The sequence below is a fragment of the Nocardia sp. CA-084685 genome, from assembly GCF_050955785.1.
Classification (GTDB): domain Bacteria; phylum Actinomycetota; class Actinomycetes; order Mycobacteriales; family Mycobacteriaceae; genus Nocardia.
This window is the reverse complement of sequence record NZ_CP192094.1, coordinates 1,712,282-1,732,993: the sequence shown is the minus strand read 5'-3', so window position 1 is coordinate 1,732,993 and position 20,712 is coordinate 1,712,282. Positions and strand designations below refer to the sequence as shown.

The following is a 20,712-nucleotide window of genomic DNA, read 5'->3' as shown; positions in this document are numbered from 1 at the left end:
CTCGATTCGGCTACCGCGTGTTCGACAAACCCACGCCGATCGCAGATGCCGGAGTTCACCAGCGCAGCCACGGGAATAGCACACGGTCCAACATGACCTTCGATGGACTGCACTCTTGCCAGGTAACTCCTGGGACCGGTCCAAGCCGGTACGAGGTGTCCCTGCGCAGCACCCGCAAAAGTTCCAGCAGGCAGTCACGACAGTGATCATCGAATCGGCCCATAGCGCACCACCGCTGATCGTGCTCGTTGGCTCCGCGAGTCCACAGATCGATCGCTGCGTGGCGCGGGGTACCGAGTCCGAAGAAGTCGCCGATCACGTCGGCCGCATCGATGCCGCCGTCAGAATGTGGCGATCGGGTTGACCGGGCTGCCGGACGTACCGGCGAAGCGGATCGGCGCGACTGCGAGGTGGAAGTCCCACTGGCCGAGCTCGGCGGCCGTCGTCGCACACGCCTCCAGGTCGCAGTTGTCGAGCAGCCACAGACCCATCGCGACGAGGCCCACGGTGTGAACCGGCATCGCCATGTCGTCATACCCTGACGGCTGGACGTCCTGGGGGGTGTCAGCGCCGATCAGCGCGACCTCCCGTTCATGCAGCCACGGCAGGCAGGACGCGTGCCACCCGGCCTGTGTGAAACCGCTGGTCGCACCGGCCTCGTGCCGGACGCGGCCATAGCCGGTCCGCAGGAGTACCGCATCGCCGGCTCGTACCCGCACCCCCTGGCGACGCTCGGCCTCCTCGAGATCTTCGGGAAACACTCCCTGCCCCGGTTCCAACCACGGCACATCGCGGACCTTCGCAATGTCCAGCAGGACACCACGCGTGACGATCCCGTTCGCCGCCGCCGTGACGGCCGCCCACGCCGATCCCGTTGCGGCGTCGACCAACGAGTGCGACCGCCCGTTGTACATCGTGCCGTCCCAGAAGATGTGGCACGGCGAGTCGACGTGGGTGATGGTGTTGCCGTGGAACAGGATTCCGAGCCGTTCGTTCGAATAGCCCCAGTGCCGGTCGTTGCGGAATCCGGGCAGCGGCATGTTCTCCGCACCTGGCATGTCGGCGGCGCACGGGCACGTCGTGGTAGACCGCTCCATCTCCTCCGGCACGGCAACCTCCCACGCGCACGACACGCTCCTGCCGTGGCGCACGGCCCGAACCGCCGCCAGCCGGACGTCGTCGGTGATGTGGTTGAGCGTGCCGAGCTCGTCGTCGTTACCCCACCGTCCCCAGTTCGACAGCGTGTTGAAGTACCCGAGCACGTCGTCCTGTGTGGGCATCGGTCGCCCTGCCGTCATCCACTATCAACTCCTCCGGTCACGCGGTTCGCGGCGCTGCGGGCGGGGTATCCCACCCTCCCTCTCGACGTATCAAGGCCGCTGAACTGACATGACACTAGATCAGCGGGCCGCTGCAACTACGCCAAGTCGCCGAACTCATCGCCGCTCATGCCGAGCACGCCCGAACATCAACGACGGGGCGACGAATGAAATGAATGAGGATTTGCCTGGACCTAGTAGCCGACGGCCTGACCAACAGGGCCATCGCCGCCCGCCTGAGCATCTCCCAGCGCACCGTTCAGGGACACATCGAACACATCCTCACCGAACTCGGATTCACCTCGCGCGCCCAGATCGACGCCTGGGTCGCCGAGCGGAGCCGACCCGCACACAGTTGAAGGCGCAGTGTTCCATTGCCGAAGACGAGCGCCTTGCCATCAGCGAGTCCTTCGATCAACGCGCGGGCGTCGCCTGCCGGCTGCGCCACCGACATCGGCGCTTCGACCCCTTGGCGGACTCCATGGGCGCGAACGTGGGGTTTGTGACACGCGCGGGTCAAGCCGCCGCGGCTTGAATGAGCGCCTCCGCCAAGGGTTCGGGCTGGGTCAGCTGTGATTCGTGGCTGCCAGGGGTGTAGATCAGCGGCGCGCCGGGCAGGCGCTCCGGGAACCTTGGCGCCCAGGCGAATTCGCCCGGCGGCAGGGCGAGGTCGTCCTTGGAGAGGACGTAGGACGACGGCAGTTGCAGGCGCTCCCACTCGTCGAGGTCGAGCGACTCGTTCATGGTGTGGAAGGGCTGGCGTTCGAGCAGCGGGTAGACCAGCTTCTGCGTTTCGGTCGATACGTCCTGCATGAACGCCGCGCAGAAGACCTCGAACGGAAACATCACCGAGTTGTCCGGCGATGCCGCCGCCGAGGCGCGGAACATCTCCCCGTAGGCCGGCGGGCACAGGTCGATCAGCGTCTCCCCGCTGCGCGGAACGAACGCGCTCCAATACACCAGGCGCGAGATGCGGGTGGCCAGGCGCGCGGCGGCGCCGGAGACCGGGAAGCCTCCCCAGCTGTGCCCGACCAGGGTCACTTCGCGCAGGTCGGCGCGCTCTACGTAGTCGACCAGATAGTCGACCGTATCGGGCAGGTGGATGTTCGCACGCTGATCGCCGGTGTTCAGGCCGGGCAGGGTGGGCGCGTGCACGGCATGGCCTTGTGCCTGCAGGTGCTCGGCCACCGGCCGCCAGGACCATCCGGCATGACAGGCGCCGTGGACGAGGACGAATGTACGCGACATCGTTGTCTCCTTTTTCAGGGTGGTGATAGCCGGACGGGAATGCCGCGGGCGCACCGGGGGCAGACTCTCTTCCGCCGGTCTTATCGATCCCTTCGGCGGGCAGGGCCGGTCGAGAGGCGACGTCTCGGCAGAGACGAGAACGTGAGCCCTGTCACTATGTAACATAATTGAGTAGGATGTCAATGGTTTTGAAACATATCGAGGCCGACCGGCCCGGAAGGAGTGCGATGCGGCCACGAGCCCTGATGTTCGACCTGTACGGCGAGTACTTCCGCTACAACGGCGGCGCTGCCAAGCTCGGCGCCCTGACCGAATTGATGGGGGTCTTCGGCATCGAGCCCGCCACGGTGCGGGTGGTGATGACCCGATTGCGCAAGGAGGGTTGGTTCGACTCGACGAAATCCGGGCGCGAAGTGTCCTACCTGCTCAACGACAAGAGCTGGCGGCTGCTCGACAACGGCCGCGCCCGCATCTTCGAACGCCACTTCGACGAATGGGATCGAACCTGGACTCAGGCACTGATCGACGAGACCGCCCTGGACCGCCCGCAGCGCGCACGCATCGAAAAGGCATTGAGCTGGTGGGGCTTCGGCGGTTTCGGCGGCCCGGTGTGGTTCTCTCCGCACGACCGAGAGAAGCAGCTGCGCGAGGAGCTGACGGGAGCGGACGAGCTGCGAATCCAGTTCCTCCGCAGCAAGACCGCCGACCTGGCCAGTGACGGACTGATCGCGCAGCGGTGCTGGGATCTGGGCGGGCTCGGCGCCGACTACCAGGCGTTCATCGAGGAGTTCCGGCCCCGGCTGGCCCGCTACCGGCGCGGATTGGGCGGCAGCGCGGCGCTGGTCGAACAGATGCGGCTGATGCAGCACTACCGGCGCTACCCGTTCCGCGATCCGGACCTGCCCGAGACGTTGCTCCCACCGGGCTGGCGCGGACGTGCCGCGCACGAGGTCTTCACCGAATGCCACGACCTGCTGCGGGCCGAGGCCGAGCCGTTCGTCGCCGCGGTCACCGCCCAGACCGCTAAAGGCGCTTGAATATGTAACAACTTTCTTGACTGATTGGATTTTATTGTTACATACTTTGGCAACAGTCGTTCTCCGCATCCACGCCACCGTCAGATAGGGCCGACGCCGATGTCACCGTCAGATCCCCGCCCCGCTCCCCTACCCGCACCGCTGCGCGTCGCATGCATCGGCGGAGGGCCGGGCGGTCTGTTCGCCGCGATCGCGTTCGCACACGCCCTGCCGGGCACCGTCGTCGACGTGTTCGAGCGCAACAGCGAATCCGACGTGTTCGGTTTCGGGGTGGTGTTCTCCGACGCGACACTGGACAACGTCGATGCCGTGGACCCGGTATTGCGTGATGCGCTGGCCGGGTACGGTCGGCGCTGGGACACCATCGAGGTTCATGCGAAGGACGCGGTGATCGCCGCCGGGGGCAACGGCATGTCGGCGATTCACCGCCGGGTGCTGCTCGACGCACTGCGGCGCCGCGCGAGTGAACTGGGTGCGCGGCTGCACTATTCGACCGAAGTCGACGTCGATGACCTCGACGCGCGCGGCGACTATGACCTGATCGTGGCCGCCGACGGCGCGAATTCCTCGGTGCGCCAACGCTTTCTCGGTGAGCTCGGGCATTCGGTCGAACAGGCGGCGGTCAAGTTCATCTGGTTCGGCACCACCTACCCGTTCCGTGGCCTGACCTTCCTGCACGAGCAGTCCGAACACGGCAACTTCGCGGTGCACGGCTATCCGATCGGCTCCGGTTTGAGCACGTTCATTGTGGAGACCGACGAAGCCACTTGGCGGCGTGCGGGTCTGGACGGCTTCGATACCGCGCTGCCTCCTGGGCCGTCGGACGAGGTGACCCAGCGGTACCTGGAGCGGCTGTTCGCCGCACGGATCGACGGGCACTCGCTGGTGGCCAATAACTCTCGCTGGGCCAATTTCCGCACTCGGCGCACCGAGCGCTGGCACGCGCTTGGCATGCACGGCACGCCCGTGGCGTTACTCGGCGATGCCGTGCATACCGCGCATTTCTCGGTGGGTTCGGGCACCAAGATGGCCATGGAGGATGCCGTGCAGCTGGCCCGGGCAATGGCCGAGAATCCGGGCGACTTGACGGCCGCGCTGGTTGGATTCGAGCGGACGCGCCGACCGCAGGTGGCGAAGATCCAGAATTCGTCGCTGCCGAGTCTGTCGTGGTGGGATCACTTCGGTGAGTACTACCGGGCTTTGGAGCCGTGGCAGTTCGGATTCCATTTCTTCAGCCGGGCCATCTCGGCGGAGAAGATCCGGGTGCGCGACGGTGCGTTCGTGGCCGCCACCGAAAGGGCCTGGCGGGCCGAACACGATGCGCCGGTTCTGGATTCGATACTCCAAGTCGGCTCCCGCACGCTCGGCGGCCGACTGCTGCGGCTCACCGAACGCAGCGCCGACCGCGTTCTGCTCAGCGACGGTGGCACCGGACTGATCGCTGACAGCGAGTGGGCAACCGGGGAGGACGCGATCCCGCTCATCACCGCGCCCGGCGCCGACGCCACCTCCCTCTCCGGTGACGTCCGGACCGAATTGGACAAGCTATGTGCGGCAGCGCCCGCGGCGGTGGTGGTGTCCGGAGGCACCCCGCTGTCGAGGGTGCTGTGCGCCGAGCGCGTCCGCCTGCACCACCGCGTCCCGGCGATCGTCATCGACACACCCGCCGCCGTGCGTGCGCGTCGAGCGGTCGATGAGCTCGACAACGCGACCACCCTGGTCCTGTCCGGACGCGCCGACGCCGTCGCGTACACCCAGGATCCGCAACCGGCCGAAATGGTTCCGGCGGACGCGGAGGCGGTCCGATGACCGTCACACACTCCCCCACCGACATCGCCGAGCTCGATCGGCCGCGGCTCGACCGGCTGTTCCGGCCCGCCTCGGTCGCTGTCGTTGGCGCCTCGACCGCGCCGGGCAAGCTCGGTTCGGTGATGCTGTCGGCCGTCGCGAACGGCGGCACCGGTGTCCGCACCGCCTACGGGATCAACTCCCGATCCGAGGGCGACGGCATTCACCCTTCCCTGCGTACGGCGACCGAATTCCACGGCGGCCCAGCGGATCTGGCCGTGTTGTGTATTTCCGCCGCTGCCACCCCCGCGGCGCTGCGCGAAGCCGCGGAGTGTGGCGTCGGCGGTGCGGTGATCTGCTCCGGCGGGTTCGCCGAGGTGGGTGGTGACGGTGTCGCGCTGCAGCAGGAGCTGGCGGCAATTGTTGCCGACACCGGCATCCGCTTGCTCGGACCCAACACCTCCGGATTCTTCCGCCCCGGCACGACCACCGTGAGTTTCGTGCCGACCGTACGGCACATCACCTCGGGCCCGGTGGCGGTCGTCGCGGCCAGCGGCGGCATGAATCACGCGCTGTCATTCCTGCTGTCCGAACAGGGCGTCGGCGTCGGGTTCGGGGTGGGACTGGGCAACAGCGTGGACATCACCACCGTCGACGCACTCGAGTACTTGCGCACCGACCCGTCGATCACCGCCATCGCCCTGCACATCGAGTCTGTCGATGACGGCGCGGCACTGCTGTCCGCGGTGCGGGCCGTGACCACGGACAAACCGGTGGTGGCCCTGGTCGTCGGACGCAGCGACGTCTCCGCCTTTTCCGCCTCGCACACCGGCGCACTCGCCACCTCGTGGCGCACCACACGCGCCTTGCTGGCGGAAGCCGGTGCCGTCGTTGTGGATTCGGAGCAGCAACTGGTCGACGCCGTCGCCGCCCTCAGCCGTACGCGTTTGCCCGCCGCCGCCGCGCCCGGCATCGGCGTGATCACCGCGCAGGCCGGTCCTGGACTGTTGGTGCTGGATCAGCTACTGGCACACCAGGTGCGGGTTCCGGCGCTCACGGAGTCCACCCGGGAGCAGTTGTCCCGGCTGCTGCCGCCGATGACCTTCCAGGAGAATCCGGTCGACACCGGTCGCCCCGGCGCGACGTTCGACGCCGTCCTCAGCGCCACCGCCGCCGATCCCGGTATCGATGCCCTGGCGATCTACGCGCTGGCCGAACCCGACGCCGTCGACCTGACCGTGGCCCTGCGCGAGTCCGGCGTCCGCGACCAGCTGCCGGTCGTCCTCGGCACCGGCGGCCCGCACGGCGTGATCGGTGAAATCACCTCCGCGGCAGCGACTCTCGACGTGCCCGCGCTCGCCGGCCCGACCGCGCTGGCGACCGCTGTCCGAGCGCTCGTCTCCGACTCCCGGGCTCGATACCTGCGTACCGCGGCGGATACCGAATCGACCTCGCCCCCGGGCGGATCGGGCGAGCGCGCCGACTTGCCGACGATCGTATTGCCCGCCGACGAGGCGGCCGCCAAGGATGCGCTCGACGCACTCGCGATCTCTACGCCGCCGCGACGGGTGTGCGGTGACCGAGCCGCGGCCCACCGGGCGTTGTCGGAGTTGCCGCTGCCGGTGGCGGTGAAGATCCTCGACGCGGCGGTGCTGCACAAAACGGAGATCGGCGGGGTGCACCTGAACATTCGCACCGCCGTCGAACTCGATTCCGCACTGGACGCGCTCGATTGCATAGGCGCACCCGCCTATCTGGTGGAGAGCATGGCCGCCGGTGGCGTCGACCTGTTCCTGGGAGTGCGTCGCGACCCGGTGTTCGGCCCGATCGTGGTGGCCGGACTCGGTGGCACCGCGGCCGAGGCGATCGGTGACGTGACGATCCGCAGTCACCGGGTCACCCCCGCCGGTGCGGCCGCCATGCTCGACGATCTGCAGTGCGCGGCCTTGCTGAACGGCTGGCGCGGCGGACCGGTCCTCGACCGGGACGAATTCGGCCGTATCGCAGTCGCTCTCGCGCGTTTTCTCGCCGCACACCCCGCGATCGGCGATATCGAAATCAACCCGCTGCGCCTGACCGCGACTGGACTGCTCGCGCTCGACGCGGTCGTCGTGGCGGCGCAGGATCGGGTCGAAGGAGAGCTGTCATGAACACTCGAATCCCCGTATCGATCGACGGTGTCGTGCCCTGGCCCGACGAGATCGCCGCCGGCTACCGCACGGCCGGATACTGGCAGGGCAGATCGCTGGCATCCTTCATCGCCGACGAGGTCGCCCGCCGACCCGACGACGAGGCTGTGATCGACGGCGCGCACCGGCTGACCTACCAGCAGCTGTGGGACCGCGCCGCATCCTGCGCGCAGGCACTGATCGATCTGAATATCGCCGCCGGGGACCGGATCCTGCTGCAACTGCCCAACTGCTGGGAATTCATCGCACTGACCCTCGGCTGTCTGCGCGTCGGGGTGGTGCCGGTCATGGCGCTGCCCGCGCACCGGCAGTACGAACTCACCCACCTGGCCGCCCTTTCCGAAGCGGTGGCGATAGTGGTGGCCGATACCGACCGTGACGCCGACCTGCGGCAGGTCGCACAGCAGGTCGCCGCGCAGGCGCCCAGCATCCGGCACGTTCTGGTGCACGGTGAATTATCCTCTAGCGCAACAGAATACGCGCCGGAGCACAGCCTGAAGTCCGCGCTGTCCACGGTCGCGCACTTCGCCGAGGCCGAGTACGAGCCCACCGGCTCCGACGTGGCGTGCATGCTGCTCTCCGGCGGCACTACCGGACTGCCAAAACTCATCGTTCGCACCAACGACGATTACGCCTACAACATCCTCCAGTGCAACGCCGTCTCCGAATTCGACTCTGCAACAGTCTATTTAGGTACCCTGCCGAGCAGTCACAACTTCCCTCTCGCCTGTCCGGGGGTGCTCGGCGCGCTGTTCGCGGGCGGCCGCGCGGTCATGCTGCCTTCACCAGCGCCCGAACGCGCGCTGCGCACTATCGACGCCGAAGGCGTGACCGTGGCCGCCGTTGTACCCGCAGTCGCCCAGAGCTGGATCGAATACCAACGCGCGCACCAGATTCTGCGCGGGGACAGCTTGCGGGTGCTGCAGGTGGGAGGCTCCCGCATGCCCGACGAACTCGCCGCCCGCGTCGAACCGGTGCTCGGCGCCCGATTGCAACAGGTGTTCGGCATGGCCGAAGGTCTGATCAACATGACCCGCCTCGACGACGGCCCCGATGTCATCCTCAACACCCAGGGCCGCCCGGTGAGCGACGCCGATGAGATCCTGATCGTCGACGAGAACGGCAATCCGGTCCCCGACGGCACCCAGGGCGCGCTGTGGACTCGCGGTCCCTACACGCCGCGCGGCTATTTCCGCGCCCCCGAACACAATGCGCGTGCTTTCACCCCCGACGGTTGGTACGCCAGCGGCGATATCGTCGTGCGCCGTCCGGACGGCAATCTGCTCGTCGCGGGTCGGGACAAGGACATGATCAACCGCGGCGGCGAGAAAATCTCCGCCGAGGAGGTCGAGAACTTCGCCTATCAACTCGACGGCGTCGAACTGGCCGCCGCCGTCGCCATGCCCGATCCGATGCTCGGCGAGCGGCTGTGCCTGTATCTCGAACTAGCCCAAGGCCATTCGGTAACCCTGAGCGACATCACCGAGCTGATGAACACCGCCGGGGTAGCCCGCTTCAAAATCCCCGAACGGCTCGAGATCGTGACCGCGATGCCCACCACCAAGGTCGGCAAGATCGACAAGAAGGCGCTGCGCGCCGACATCAGTGCACGCCTCACCGACTCCGCCACAGAGGACTGACCCGATGACCGACTCCGAACCTCAGATCGACGACAAACTGCTCGACGAGTTGTACCACGATTTCGAAACCGCCAACCTGAACCCGCTGTGGACTCAGCTGGGCGACCTCATGCCGATGACGCCGACGTCGAAAGCCGTTCCCTTCGTATGGAAATGGTCGACGCTGTACCCGCTGGCGCAGCGCGCCGGCGATCTGGTGCCGGTCGGACGCGGCGGGGAACGCCGCGCCATCGCGCTGGCCAACCCGGGCCTGGGTGGCGCGCCGTATGCGACGCCGACCCTATGGGCAGCCATCCAGTACCTCGGGCCGAAAGAAACCGCACCCGAACACCGCCACAGCCAGAACGCCTTCCGATTCGTCGTGGAGGGCGAAGGTGTGTGGACGGTCGTCAACGGCGACCCGGTCGCCATGCGCCGCGGCGATCTGCTGCTCACCCCCGGCTGGCACTTCCACGGCCACCACAACGACACCGATGCGCCGATGGCCTGGATCGACGGCTTGGACATTCCGTTCGTCCACTACACCGACACCAGCTTCTTCGAATTCGGCTCCGACGACGTGACCGACGACGCCACCCCGGACATCTCCCGCTCGGAACGACTCTGGGCGCATCCCGGCCTGCGCCCGCTCGTCGGCCTCGACGCCAAGACCAGTTCCCCGATCGCCGCCTATCGATGGCAGCACACCGACACGGCTCTGCGGGAACAGCTCGCCCTCGAGGATGAGGGCTATCCGGCCACCACCGAACCCGGTCACGCGGCGGTCCGCTACACCAACCCGACCACCGGCGGTGACGTCATGCCCACCATCCGCGCCGAATTCCACCGGCTGCGCGCGGGCGCGCACACCCGGCCGCGCCGCGACGTCGGCTCCACCGTGTACCAGGTATTCGACGGCTCCGGCCGTTTCCGGTTGGGCGACAAGACGTTCGAAGTCAGCACGGGTGATCTGATCGTCGTCCCGTCCTGGACCCAGTGGTCGATCGAGGCCGACACCGAGTTCGATTTGTTCGCATTCTCCGACGCCCCGATCGTCGAACGCCTGCACTTGCACCGCACCCACATCATCGAAGGAGCCTGAGCACCGATGAAACTCGCCACCCTGCGCCTGGATGGCGCCACCGCGGCCGTCCGTGTAGAGGACACCACCGCCACCATCATCGACGGATTCGCCGACAGCGGCTTCGGACCCTACCTTGTCACCGACTACGCTCTCGGCACCCGTATCCAGACCCGTCTCGAAGGTGAAGTCATGCAGTCCGCCACCACCGACGACCTGGTCTTCACCCCCGCCCAGCTGGTCGACTACATTTCCCACATCGTCACCCTGCAACCCAGCGACGTGATCATCACGGGCACCACGGGCGGCGTCGGCCACGCCCGCACCCCGGCGCGCTACATCCGGAACGGCGAAACGGTCGAGGTCAGCATCGAGGGAATCGGCAGCGTCCGCAACAAGACCATCGTCAAATAGGACCCACGACAGTGGAATTCCACGATCTGTCCCTCGATGAGCGACTGCTCCTCGCCCGCCGCGGTACCGCGTACTTCGCCCAGCGCCTGGTCGAACTCACCGACATCGAACTCGACGGCGACACCCTACTGCCGGGATGGACGCGGCGGCACCTGCTCGCCCATGTCGGCTATAACGCCGCGGCCCTGTGCCGCCTGCTCGACTGGGCCGCCACCGGCGTCGAAACGCCCATGTACGCCTCCGCGGAACAACGCAATCGCGAAATCGACGAAGGCGCCACCCTCAACCCCGCGGCCCTGCGAAACCTGTTCACCCACACCGCGGCCCGCCTCGACGAGAAATGGCGCAACCTCCCGCCATCAGCTTGGGCAGCCGAAGTCCGCACTGCCCAAGGTCGGCTGGTACCGGCCGCCGAAACCGCCTGGATGCGCGCCCGCGAGGTATGGATACACGCCGTCGACCTCGCGAGCGGCGGCCGCTTCGGCGACTTTCCTGCCATCGTCCTCGACTCCCTGCTCACCGACATCGTCGGCACGTGGCGTAAGAACAAGCTGGGCGCCGGACTCGTCCTCGCCGTCGAGGACCGCTCCTCGATCGCGGTCCATCGGGATTCACCACCGACGGCCACCGTCGCCGGACCACTCGCCGCCGTCGTGCGCTGGGCGGCTGGCCGCGGCTCGACCGGAGTGACCATCGACACCGACCTGGACGGCCCGCCGCGCTGGCTGTGAACCTGAGCGATGCGCATTCGGCGAAACACCTCGCTGCACCATAAGGTTCCGACGTGAGCACCGACAGTTCGGCTAGACATCGTCGGGCAACAGGCCGGAACGCGGCATGACCAGTGAGTGGGTGACTGCCCGGAAATCACGTCGGTGGAGCGGCAACGCCTGCGCCGTTTCGTATCGTTCGGATCGAAAGCCGCTCCCGCCGCTCACATTCGATGACCTTCCGCCGTTTCGCTCATGGCCGCACCGGCGTCAGACCGAGTATGCGTCCGAGCCACTCGTCCGCGCGGGCGTTGTACTGCCGGGCGATATCGGTGCCTGCGGCCCAGTGGTCGAACCCGTGCGGCGCGCCGGACACCACATCCACGGTGACCTCGACGCCGACGGCCTGCAGCCGTTGCGCGTACGCCAGGTTCTCGTCGTGGAACAGGTCGAGGTCCCCGACACCGATCCAGGTGGGCGGCGAGCCGGTCAGGTCGTCGTGGCGCGCTGCCACGGAGTAGGCCGGGGCAGTGGCCGCGCCCGGCTCGGCGCCGCCACGTCTTCGGGCTTGCCTGCGGTCCCGGGGCGTGCGCTCCGAAGCTTGCGCGCACACCTTCCGCACGCTCGAACCGCGCAAGTCCAGTGGCGGTGCTCACCGAGTTCCGTCGTATCAGAACGCTGCTTCGTCGAGTTCCATGATGCTGTCATCGATATCGGAGATCATCGACCATTCGGCGCTCAGGTGCGGCAGTACCGTCTTGGCGAAGAACGAGGCCACGGCGATCTTGCCGTCGTAGAAGGCACGGTCCCGCTCATCGAGATCGGAATCCAAAGCGGTGACAGCGATTTCGGCCGCCGCGATGAGGCGCCAACCGATGAGGAGATCGCCGACGGCGAGCAGCAGCGGTACTGCGACCAAGCCGATCTTGTACAGCTGCGTGGGCTGCTCGCGGGCGGCTAGCAGGTGCTGGGTCAGTTTGCCCACCATGTCCTGCACGTCTTCGAGAGCGGTGGCGAGCAGGATCTTCTCGGCTTTGAGCCGGCCGCCGTCGCTGGTGGATTGGGTGGTCTCGAGCACCTTGCCAGCCAGGTGCGCGAGTGCGACGCCATGGTCGCGGGCGATCTTACGGAAGAAGAAGTCTTGTGCCTGGATGGCGGTGGTGCCCTCGTAGAGCGAGTCGATCTTCGAGTCGCGGATGTACTGCTCGATCGGATAGTCCTGCAGGAAACCCGAGCCTCCGAAGCACTGCAGGGATTCGGTGAGGTACTGGTAGGCACGTTCGGATCCAACGCCCTTGACGATCGGCAGCAGCAGATCGTTGACACGCGCGGCCAACTCGGCGTCGGCGCCGGAAACATGCTGGGCGGCAACGGTGTCCTGGTGGGCGGCGGTGTAGAGGTAGACCGCACGCAGGCCCTCGGCGTAGGCCTTCTGCATCATGAGTGAGCGCCGCACGTCGGGGTGGTGGGTGATGGTCACCTTCGGCGCGTTCTTGTCGGCGGTCTGGCTGAGATCGCTGCCCTGCACACGGGTCCTGGCGTAGTCGAGGGCGTTGAGGTAGCCACTGGAAAGGGTGGCGATCGCCTTGGTGCCCACCATCATCCGAGCCTCTTCGATGACCTTGAACATCTGCGCGATCCCGTCGTGCACCTCGCCGACGAGGTAGCCGACGGCGGGTATTCCATGCCCGCCGAAGGTCAACTCGCAGGTGGCCGACGCCTTCAATCCCATCTTGTGCTCGAGGTTGGTCACGAAAACTCCGTTGCGGTCACCGATCTCGCCGGTGTGCGGATCGAACCGATACTTCGGCACCAGGAACAGGCTCAGCCCCTTGGTGCCGGGACCGGCGCCCTCGGGGCGAGCCAGGACCTGGTGGACGATGTTCTCGAACAGGTCGCCGGAGTCGGCTGAGGTGATGAACCGCTTGACGCCCTCGATCTGCCAGGTGCCGTCGGGCTGCTGGATCGCCTTGGTGCGCCCGGCGCCGACATCGGAGCCGGCGTCGGGTTCGGTGAGGACCATGGTGGCTCCCCAATTACGTTGCACCGCAAGCTTTGCCCAGTGGCGCTGTTCCTCGGTGCCAATGCTGTGCACGATATCGGCCATGACGGGGCCGCTGAGATACATATACGCCGCAGGCTGAGCGCCGAGCAGGAACTCATTGAGCGCCCACACCAGCATTCGTGGGGCGGGTACCCCACCGATCGCCTCGGTCTTGCCGACCCGCCACCATTCACCGTCGTGCCAGGCGTGCACGGATCGCCGCAGTGGTTCGGGCAGTTGCACCGAATGGGCGGCGGGATCGAACACCGGTGGGTTGCGATCGGCGTCGGCATAGGACTCCGCCACCGGCCCCTCGGCCAGGCGCGCAGCCTCGACCAGCATCGACCGCGCGGTCTCACCATCGAGGTCACCGAACTGTCCGGACTGCAGGACCGTCTCGAGGCCGAGCACCTCGAACAGGTTGAACTCGAGATCACGCACGTTGCTCTTGTAATGCCCCACCGGCACTCGCCTTCCCACGGGCCCGACCGCAGCCGAGCGAGATGATGCCGCGCGCCCACCGACCCGCTCGCACAACTCGAGCAGCTCGGGAACAGCGGCATAAGTTACTCGGCGCTAAGCTACAGTCTGTGCACACAACCGAGCAACATCGGAATCGGTGGCAGCAAGTTAATGGTCAATAAATTTGTCGCGAACAGCGTGAGCTTGATCAGGAGCGAGTGTGGTCGGAGAACGCGATCGCGGCGCCCACCGCTTCCAACGCCTCGACGATGTCGCCTCGGCGGCTCAGTCGCGGGTTGCGGGCCGCGTCGATGACCACGGTGGTAACCGCCTGGATGCACACACGCGCGATCGGCAACGACAGCTCGGGGCGCACAGTCTGCAGCATGCGAGCCCAACGGATGATGCCGTCACGGTGTGCTTGCCGGTAGCGTGCGGCCAGGTCTTGCGGCAGATGCGCGACCTCGCTGAGCGTCGTCCCCATCAGATCGGGCTGCTCGACAGCGAAGCGCGCGAAGTAGGACAGCAACAGCAACAGCGACTGGTGTGGATCGTTGCCCTCGGTCGCCGCTCGCGACGTGTAGAGGCGAATCCATTGATCGTTGCGATCGATGATCTGGTTGAGTAGTTCCGACTTGCCGGCGAAATGGTGGTAAAGCGCAGGTCCGCTCACCCCCACAGCCGCGCCGATGTCCTCGATGCTCACTGCGGCGTACCCGCGTGTGTTGAACAACCGCGCGGCCGCGACGATCAACCGCTCCGGTCGCACGCCGCGATCGAATTCGACGTCACCGCTCACCCACGCTGCCCGCGCCGCCCGCCGCTGCGAGGCCACCCCGGTCGGTAGCCGAACGTCGATCGTTGCGGCCACAGCCTTGTCGAGCACCTCGGCGAACAGCGATTCCGGCAGCTCGACCCGGTGATAGGAAGGACTGACCGCGACCGACAGAACACACCAGCTCAGCAATTCCACATCGACCGCGGCGAGGTCGGGTCGGCGCGCGCGGATCGCGATGCGCAAGTAGCGAGTCAGACGCACCGCACGCGCGAGCACCCCCATGCGATCCGTCGGCCGCAAATTGCGGAACTCGAGCTGCCACAATCGCGGCAGGCCGCGCAATTCGAGCGCCACCCGCACCAGCTCGGTCAGCACCGATTCCCCCGAGGGGTCGCCGCGGTGGGCACTGTCGAGCCGTGCCACGGTGACATCCAGACCATTGAGCAAACAGTGTCCGAGCAGTTGTTGCTTACTGCGGAAGTGCCGATACAGCGCGGTGGAAGTGATTCCGACCGCCGCGGCGATGTCGGACATCGAGGTGCCGTGATAGCCGTGCCGCGCGAAGGCCTCGCTGGCGGCGCGCACGATCGTTGCGCGACGATCGCGCGGTCGGCGGCGGACAGCGGATCGCACGGGCTGGCTGGTGTCCATCATCGACCAGTCTCCCAGGCAGCTCCGGATCCGCGACGGCCAGCAGGCCGGGCAGAGCGCTACAGCGCTCGCCAGGGCTACAAGGCATCATGACCGACCTCAATCATCCGCGCGCCCCGCAGCTGGGCACGCTCAGCAACCGGTGCTCAATACTCGATAGGAGGCAGAAGTGTGCACTTGCGGCCCGCGCAGTTGGTCCGCCGGAAAATGGTTGGTCGGGAAGATGTTCGGACTGATAGCCTCGGCGAGACCGTGACATCACGCGAGGAGGTGAGACCCATGCAGGCTGTATCGATGTGGGAGCTCCCTCTCGTCATCACGGTTGGGCGAACGATGTAGGCGTCGCCGGGAGCGCCTGGGAGACAAGGCAATCCCGAAAGGCGACAACCAATGAATTCTAAGCATTTCCCTTCGGGTGGGGGCGAACCCACCGTAGTAATCACACAAGTCACGCAGGCTCAGTGGCATGCGACGAAAGACGACCGAGTCGTCGGCCGTGGCGACGCGTCGTCGCGCCCCGACGGGCGGATCTTCCTCAGCATCGACTCCTGGCACGACGCGGTCTTCGACCAACTCGCCCACGCGATGCTGACCGACCTTGCGACCCCGCTGTACACGGTCGTCGATGAGACCGACGTGGACCTGATATCGAGCTGGGAGCGAGTCGGTTTCACGCCCCGGCGCCGCGAGTGGGAATACCTCGTGCGCACCGACCCCCGGATCACCGGACTCGACGCGACGCCCCCGCCACCGGGTACCACGATCGTGGCCGGCGGTAACGCTGAGCAGGGGCCGCTGCGCGCACTGGACCAGGCGATACGCCTCGAGGTCGAGGCAACCGTCGGATGGCAGCAGATGCCGGCGGAGGTCTTGCCCTGCCCGAGCGGGAACACCCCGCTGGATCTGTCGAAGTATGTGGTAGCAGCACAGCCCGATCGATACGTGGGACTGGTCCGGGTGATGGTGCGCCGTCACTGGGCAAGGATCGGGCTGATCGCGGTCCGGGCCGATCAGCATCGCCGCGGTATCGCGCGGGCGCTGCTTGCCCACACGCTCGGCGCATTGCACCACCGCGGAATCGACACGGCATCAACCGAAGTCAACGAATCCAACACAGCGGCCACGGCACTGTTCGAGGGCATCGGAGCGCGACGCGCAAGCAGCAACCTCGAGTTGGTGCTGCGATGACAGATGCGACGAAGAACAGACAGGGCATCGAAATAGAGGGCACCGTCATCGAATGCCTTCGCAACGCCACCTTCACGGTCGAGCTTGCGAACGGGCACAAGGTGCTCGCCCACATCAGCGGGAAGATACGGAAGAACTACATCAAGATCATGCTGCATGATCGGGTACTGGTGGAGCTGAGCCCCTACGACCTCACCCGCGGCCGGATCCTGTTCCGGTACCGGACGTAGCCAACCCGGGACACCGCCGAGTCGGCCGAGTTCCGACGGAGACGGTATCGGCGGCCCGATTGCATCCGGCCTCCGATACCGCGTCGGCCGCCGACACGGACCGGCACACCTCATCAGATCAAGTTGCGATCCCTCGACGAGGCCATGGGGACCCGACTATTGGCAGTTCTATGAATCGGACGTCTTCATCTTGTCCAAGATTCTGGGTTGCCATTGGTAAAACCAACTAAATTTGTAGGACTCTCCATCGGGCGATGAGGTGGCGGCATAGGTGAATCGACGGTCGGTCCTGAACGGAACTTTGTCGACGAGTTGCTCGAAGGCCGGGTCGATCCGGGCCGGGAGCGTGGTCGGGTCCGGTGTTATCACGGGAAAACAGAGGCGCTCGATCCGAGGAGATTCCCAGCTGAAGGTGGCGTATATATCGAAAGCTTTCTCGGTGATCGACAGGAATTGATCGCTCGGGTCCGGAAATCCGGCTTCCCGGTGCAGCGACACGATGGCCCGGGGTTCGAAGCAGTCGGCCGGCAGTCCGGGGAAGTACACGTTCATCGTCTTGTCGTAGTAGTCGATGCCGAGCAAGCCGACTTTGTCCTCCAAACCGTGACGTGCGAACATGCGGACGTGGTCGCCGAGACCGGGTGGCATGGACGAGAGTGCGGCAAGCTCCGAAACCTTTTGCACGCCACCGGCAGGAAAGAACGGCCAGATCTTTTTGAAGCCGCCCACCACACCGATGTCGATCCCGTAGCTGTCGATGGGGCACTGTTTCCGGACCTCGTCCAGCAGAGCGCCAACCGGATGATCGGTTTCGGGAATCAGTTTGTTGGAAAGGGCGATGTTGTAAGGGTCGATTTCTCTCGGCAGCGTCAGAAAACGGTAGTCGAGGTCGCCCGAGCGGCGGGCATCGGTAACCACCCTGAAAGAGATCACGGACTGCGTGAGCATCGTGCCGTATGCGGTGAGGGTGGGCCAGACGGTGTCTCGCGCGCAGGGAACGTTCACTAGCCGCGCGGATTTCTCAATGGCCGCATACAGATCGTCCAGGTCGGATTCGGTGGTGGTGAACATGCGTCCTTCCAGAGATGAATGCTACGAACAACATCGCGGTCTTGCCGATCCCAGTCGGCCAGACCGCAAGTCATGGCAGACAAGTCGAATGCGGCACGCAGACAGCACTTTACGCTGTGACGCCGCCGTTGGCTTCAGTCGACCGACTTCAGCTATTCGCGCGAGCGCACCGATGTCCGGTCCTGCTCCGATGGGTCCCGGCTGCCCGTTCAGATCTCCGGTGATCATTTTGTGATGCCGATAGTGTGCGAATTCGTATGTAGCGCAGTATCGTCGGGCGCGGTGCGTAGTAGTGGCCGCTCGATTGCTGTCTATTCATCAGAGCAGCAAGAGGCAGTCTCCCCCCTGATGAAGTATCGAACTCGGTTGTTCCGAGGTCCGAAGGTTAGGAAAACAATGTTCCGTTATGCCCTGATCAAGACGACCCGCGTCCTTGCGGTGAGTGCCCTGCCGTTAGCTGCGGCCGTCGTATTCGCGGGCGCGTCTTCCGCCTCCGCGGATCAGACTGCTACTGCGACGGCTCCGGTTGTCGCCCAGCCGATCGCGGGCCTCCCGCTCGAGGATGTCACCACCAATCCCGAAGCGCAGTACCCCGATCCAGTGCTGAACGGTGCGGCCGCGGGCGCTGCGATCGGCTCCGCCACCGGTTCCTTCATCAATCCCGTGCCCACCCTTATCGGCGCCCTGATCGGCGGGATCGTCGGCTCGATCAACCCGGGCGTCGTCCCCCAGGTGCTGCCCTGACCCCCTAGGACACAATGCTTTTCGTCGCGCCCGAGCAGCCCGAACTGCTCGGGCTCGACTCGTTCACCGGCCCTGCACGCACCTTGTGGATAGACAACCCACAACAACCACGGTTCTGCGCTCACCTCGTGCAGGGCAGCCGCCAACGCGGGTCGACAATCTCCCTCCTCGAGCTCGCGGGCATGCGCGACCGTGAAGACGATGTGGCCCACCTGATCATCGATACCGGAAATTCAGGCACTCGGCGCGTCTGCTCGAGGAAACCTCGACGCCCACCGTGTCCACGTCCACTCGAATCGCCTTGACGCCCCGGCTATCTCGATCACGCCGCGACGATCGACCCACATCCAAGTGACCCGCGGATACGGGCTACACGGACAGGGCCCGTGCCTGCTCCGCGCGTGCCGTATCGGTTGGCGTGGCTATATAGCGTCGCCTGCTCGATTTCAGCGGTAGGCCTGCCGCGATTATGGCCGCAATTACTCCCCGATCCAGTCCGCGCATGGCCATCGAATGTGACGGAGTCCGGCCCGGAATGTGATGCAGATCATTGCTCGAGAAGGCGTGGTTGGGCATTGTCGTCGAATTCGTTTTTTGAAAAGAACCGGTTGGAGACGCCCAATGGCCGACCACAATTTTGCATACGACCTCACGCTGGACGAGACACGGCGGCGCAGCGCCGTCGTCGCGGCGCTCGGTGACGACTGGGATCCGATCGCGGTCCTCGCCGAGGAAGAACTGGCATACGACATGCTGTACTCGAATCTCGACGATGAGCAGCAGCGGATCTACCAGGAACTCGTCCAGGCCGGGATCCTGCCGGATCGGGCGACGCGCCTAATTGCCGATTGATCTCACCCGCCGACGGGTGCGGCTCGCCAGCGCTCAGCGGCAGATCTTGTCTGCGACATCGGCGGGCACGGCGATCTCGATGCAGCCCACGGCGCTCCAAATTAGCTGGCTGCATGCTACTAGCGCAGCCGCGCGCAATTCGGTCGGCGAAATCCCACTGATTTACGCTGACGCACCGCACAATGTGGCCATGCGCACATTTGCCCGATTGTTGCAGGCTGCCGTCGCCGGGGCGCTGGTCGTGGTCGCCGGTCAGGGCTTCGCGGCCGCCCCCGCCGCTAGCGAGGCCCATCTTCATTTGCCATGGCTGACTCCTGAGCCGGACGCAGTGCAGGCGTCGGGAGCAGCGCTGGCAGACGGAATCACCGGCACACTGCTGTGGTCGCGACAGCCGAACACCCCGGTCCCGATAGCCAGCATCGCAAAGGTGATGACGGCACTGGTCGTGATCAACGCCGGCGACATCGACCGGACCATTACCGTGCCGCAGGAAGTCATCGCCTACGACACCAAGTACGACGGAAGCAACGCAGGCCTGGTCCCCGGCGAGGTGCTCACCGCGCGACAGCTTCTCTACGCGATGATGCTGCCGTCCGGCTGCGATGCGGCCTATACACTTGCCGAGGCCTACGGGCCCGGCCAAGATGGCTTCATCGCCAAAATGAACGACACCGCGCGTCAAATGGGCTTGGCGGGAACATATTTCACCGACCCCAGCGGGTTGCCCAATCCCACCGACCACTCCACCTACTCCACACCAGCGGACCTGGTGGCCCTTGGCCTGCGCGCGATGAGCCTGCCGTTGTTCCGCGACATCGCCAGCTCGCAGAGCTATCACCTGGCCGCCGGCCCGGACAACCGAGCTCACCTCTGGCGGACCACGAATAGACTCCTACACGACTATCCCGGCACTATCGGCATCAAAACCGGATCCACCGACGCGGCGGGAACCTGCCTGCTGTTCGAGACGGTCAGGGCAGGAATACCGCTGATCGGTGTGGTTCTGCACAGCTCACCCGACAGCGCCGCCGCCGCGAACGACGACGCCGAGCGCATGTTGAACTGGGCCTACGACCCGATCCTGAACGCACTGCGGATCGGTTAGCACCGAATGCCGCAGGCTGCCCACGGATTCGTCGTGTGCGGCTGATGCCTGTTCTCAGCAGCCTGTCGCGCGTTTCCCAACGGCCATGCGGCGGCGCACCGTGCGGTTCGATGGTCGGTGCGCAGTTCATGGCAGCGTCGGTCAATGGTCGAGGGCGTGTTCCGGTTGACAGACATGCATGG

Annotated in this window: 17 protein-coding genes and 2 pseudogenes; 13 read left to right on the top strand and 6 right to left on the bottom strand. The window is 65.9% G+C overall.

What is annotated here, in order from left to right; all coding sequences use genetic code 11:
• Positions 1-341: 341 nt before the first annotated feature.
• On the bottom strand, positions 342-1,262 hold the full coding sequence (locus ACQP2U_RS07480; RefSeq protein WP_433714001.1) for a cyclase family protein: 921 nt from the start codon (positions 1,260-1,262) through the stop codon (positions 342-344).
• A gap of 248 nt (positions 1,263-1,510) precedes the next feature.
• Between ACQP2U_RS07480 and ACQP2U_RS07475 the strand changes: the two are divergent.
• Positions 1,511-1,678 (top strand): annotated as a pseudogene (locus tag ACQP2U_RS07475) (helix-turn-helix domain-containing protein); the annotation flags it as partial.
• A 157-nt stretch (positions 1,679-1,835) separates the two neighbouring features.
• On the opposite strand, the gene ACQP2U_RS07470 reads toward ACQP2U_RS07475, so the two are convergent.
• Positions 1,836-2,567, bottom strand: coding sequence for an alpha/beta fold hydrolase (locus ACQP2U_RS07470; RefSeq protein ID WP_433714000.1), 732 nt, complete (start codon positions 2,565-2,567; stop codon positions 1,836-1,838).
• Positions 2,568-2,794: 227 nt separating this feature from the next.
• Here ACQP2U_RS07470 and ACQP2U_RS07465 point away from each other — a divergent pair, with 227 nt between their 5' ends.
• The 7 genes and pseudogenes from ACQP2U_RS07465 (at position 2,795) to ACQP2U_RS07435 (ending at position 11,426) form a co-directional block, all read left to right on the top strand.
• Positions 2,795-3,604: a PaaX family transcriptional regulator gene (locus ACQP2U_RS07465; RefSeq protein ID WP_433713999.1), complete on the top strand. Its 810-nt coding sequence runs from the start codon at positions 2,795-2,797 to the stop codon at positions 3,602-3,604.
• A 99-nt stretch (positions 3,605-3,703) separates the two neighbouring features.
• A complete protein-coding gene (locus ACQP2U_RS07460) occupies positions 3,704-5,413 on the top strand; it encodes an FAD-dependent monooxygenase (RefSeq protein WP_433713998.1) in 1,710 nt (569 codons plus the stop codon).
• Positions 5,410-7,542, top strand: a complete 2,133-nt coding sequence (locus ACQP2U_RS07455) for an acetate--CoA ligase family protein (RefSeq protein ID WP_433713997.1) — start codon at positions 5,410-5,412, stop codon at positions 7,540-7,542. The genes ACQP2U_RS07460 and ACQP2U_RS07455 overlap by 4 nt, the downstream gene beginning before the upstream one ends.
• Entirely contained in the window at positions 7,539-9,221 is a 1,683-nt protein-coding gene (locus ACQP2U_RS07450) for a (2,3-dihydroxybenzoyl)adenylate synthase (RefSeq protein WP_433713996.1), read from the top strand. Before ACQP2U_RS07455 ends, ACQP2U_RS07450 begins: the two co-directional genes overlap by 4 nt.
• A gap of 4 nt (positions 9,222-9,225) precedes the next feature.
• On the top strand, positions 9,226-10,302 hold the full coding sequence (locus ACQP2U_RS07445; protein WP_433713995.1) for a cupin domain-containing protein: 1,077 nt from the start codon (positions 9,226-9,228) through the stop codon (positions 10,300-10,302).
• Positions 10,303-10,398: 96 nt separating this feature from the next.
• Positions 10,399-10,695 (top strand): annotated as a pseudogene (locus ACQP2U_RS07440) (fumarylacetoacetate hydrolase family protein); the annotation flags it as partial.
• Between the two features lie 11 nt (positions 10,696-10,706).
• Entirely contained in the window at positions 10,707-11,426 is a 720-nt protein-coding gene (locus tag ACQP2U_RS07435) for a maleylpyruvate isomerase family mycothiol-dependent enzyme (RefSeq protein WP_433713994.1), read from the top strand.
• 232 nt (positions 11,427-11,658) lie between these two features.
• Here the strand turns inward: ACQP2U_RS07435 and ACQP2U_RS07430 are convergent, their stop codons facing one another.
• The 3 genes from ACQP2U_RS07430 to ACQP2U_RS07420 all read right to left on the bottom strand — a co-directional run bounded on the left by ACQP2U_RS07430 (position 11,659) and on the right by ACQP2U_RS07420 (position 15,343).
• Positions 11,659-12,018 (bottom strand): alpha/beta hydrolase, encoded by a 360-nt coding sequence (locus tag ACQP2U_RS07430; protein WP_433713993.1) that lies wholly within the window; start codon positions 12,016-12,018, stop codon positions 11,659-11,661.
• Between the two features lie 57 nt (positions 12,019-12,075).
• Positions 12,076-13,911: an acyl-CoA dehydrogenase gene (locus ACQP2U_RS07425; protein WP_433713992.1), complete on the bottom strand. Its 1,836-nt coding sequence runs from the start codon at positions 13,909-13,911 to the stop codon at positions 12,076-12,078.
• A gap of 208 nt (positions 13,912-14,119) precedes the next feature.
• Entirely contained in the window at positions 14,120-15,343 is a 1,224-nt protein-coding gene (locus ACQP2U_RS07420; protein ID WP_433713991.1) for a TetR/AcrR family transcriptional regulator, read from the bottom strand.
• A gap of 387 nt (positions 15,344-15,730) precedes the next feature.
• On the opposite strand from ACQP2U_RS07420, the gene ACQP2U_RS07415 reads away from it, so the two are divergent.
• On the top strand, positions 15,731-16,528 hold the full coding sequence (locus ACQP2U_RS07415) for a GNAT family N-acetyltransferase (RefSeq protein ID WP_433713990.1): 798 nt from the start codon (positions 15,731-15,733) through the stop codon (positions 16,526-16,528).
• Positions 16,525-16,758 carry a translation initiation factor IF-1 gene (gene infA / locus ACQP2U_RS07410; RefSeq protein WP_397034987.1) on the top strand — a complete coding sequence of 78 codons (234 nt, stop codon included), beginning with the start codon at positions 16,525-16,527 and terminating at the stop codon, positions 16,756-16,758. Before ACQP2U_RS07415 ends, infA begins: the two co-directional genes overlap by 4 nt.
• Before the next feature lie 168 nt (positions 16,759-16,926).
• Here the strand turns inward: infA and ACQP2U_RS07405 are convergent, their stop codons facing one another.
• A complete protein-coding gene (locus tag ACQP2U_RS07405; RefSeq protein WP_433713989.1) occupies positions 16,927-17,829 on the bottom strand; it encodes an aromatic prenyltransferase in 903 nt (300 codons plus the stop codon).
• 396 nt (positions 17,830-18,225) lie between these two features.
• On the opposite strand from ACQP2U_RS07405, the gene ACQP2U_RS07400 reads away from it, so the two are divergent.
• From ACQP2U_RS07400 to ACQP2U_RS07390, 3 genes are all read left to right on the top strand, one after another.
• Complete coding sequence (locus ACQP2U_RS07400) at positions 18,226-18,573, top strand: glycine zipper domain-containing protein (RefSeq protein ID WP_433713988.1); 348 nt, start codon at positions 18,226-18,228, stop codon at positions 18,571-18,573.
• Positions 18,574-19,194: 621 nt separating this feature from the next.
• Positions 19,195-19,425 (top strand): DUF6400 family protein, encoded by a 231-nt coding sequence (locus tag ACQP2U_RS07395; RefSeq protein ID WP_433713987.1) that lies wholly within the window; start codon positions 19,195-19,197, stop codon positions 19,423-19,425.
• A 190-nt stretch (positions 19,426-19,615) separates the two neighbouring features.
• Complete coding sequence (locus ACQP2U_RS07390; RefSeq protein WP_433713986.1) at positions 19,616-20,530, top strand: D-alanyl-D-alanine carboxypeptidase family protein; 915 nt, start codon at positions 19,616-19,618, stop codon at positions 20,528-20,530.
• Positions 20,531-20,712 lie beyond the last annotated feature (182 nt).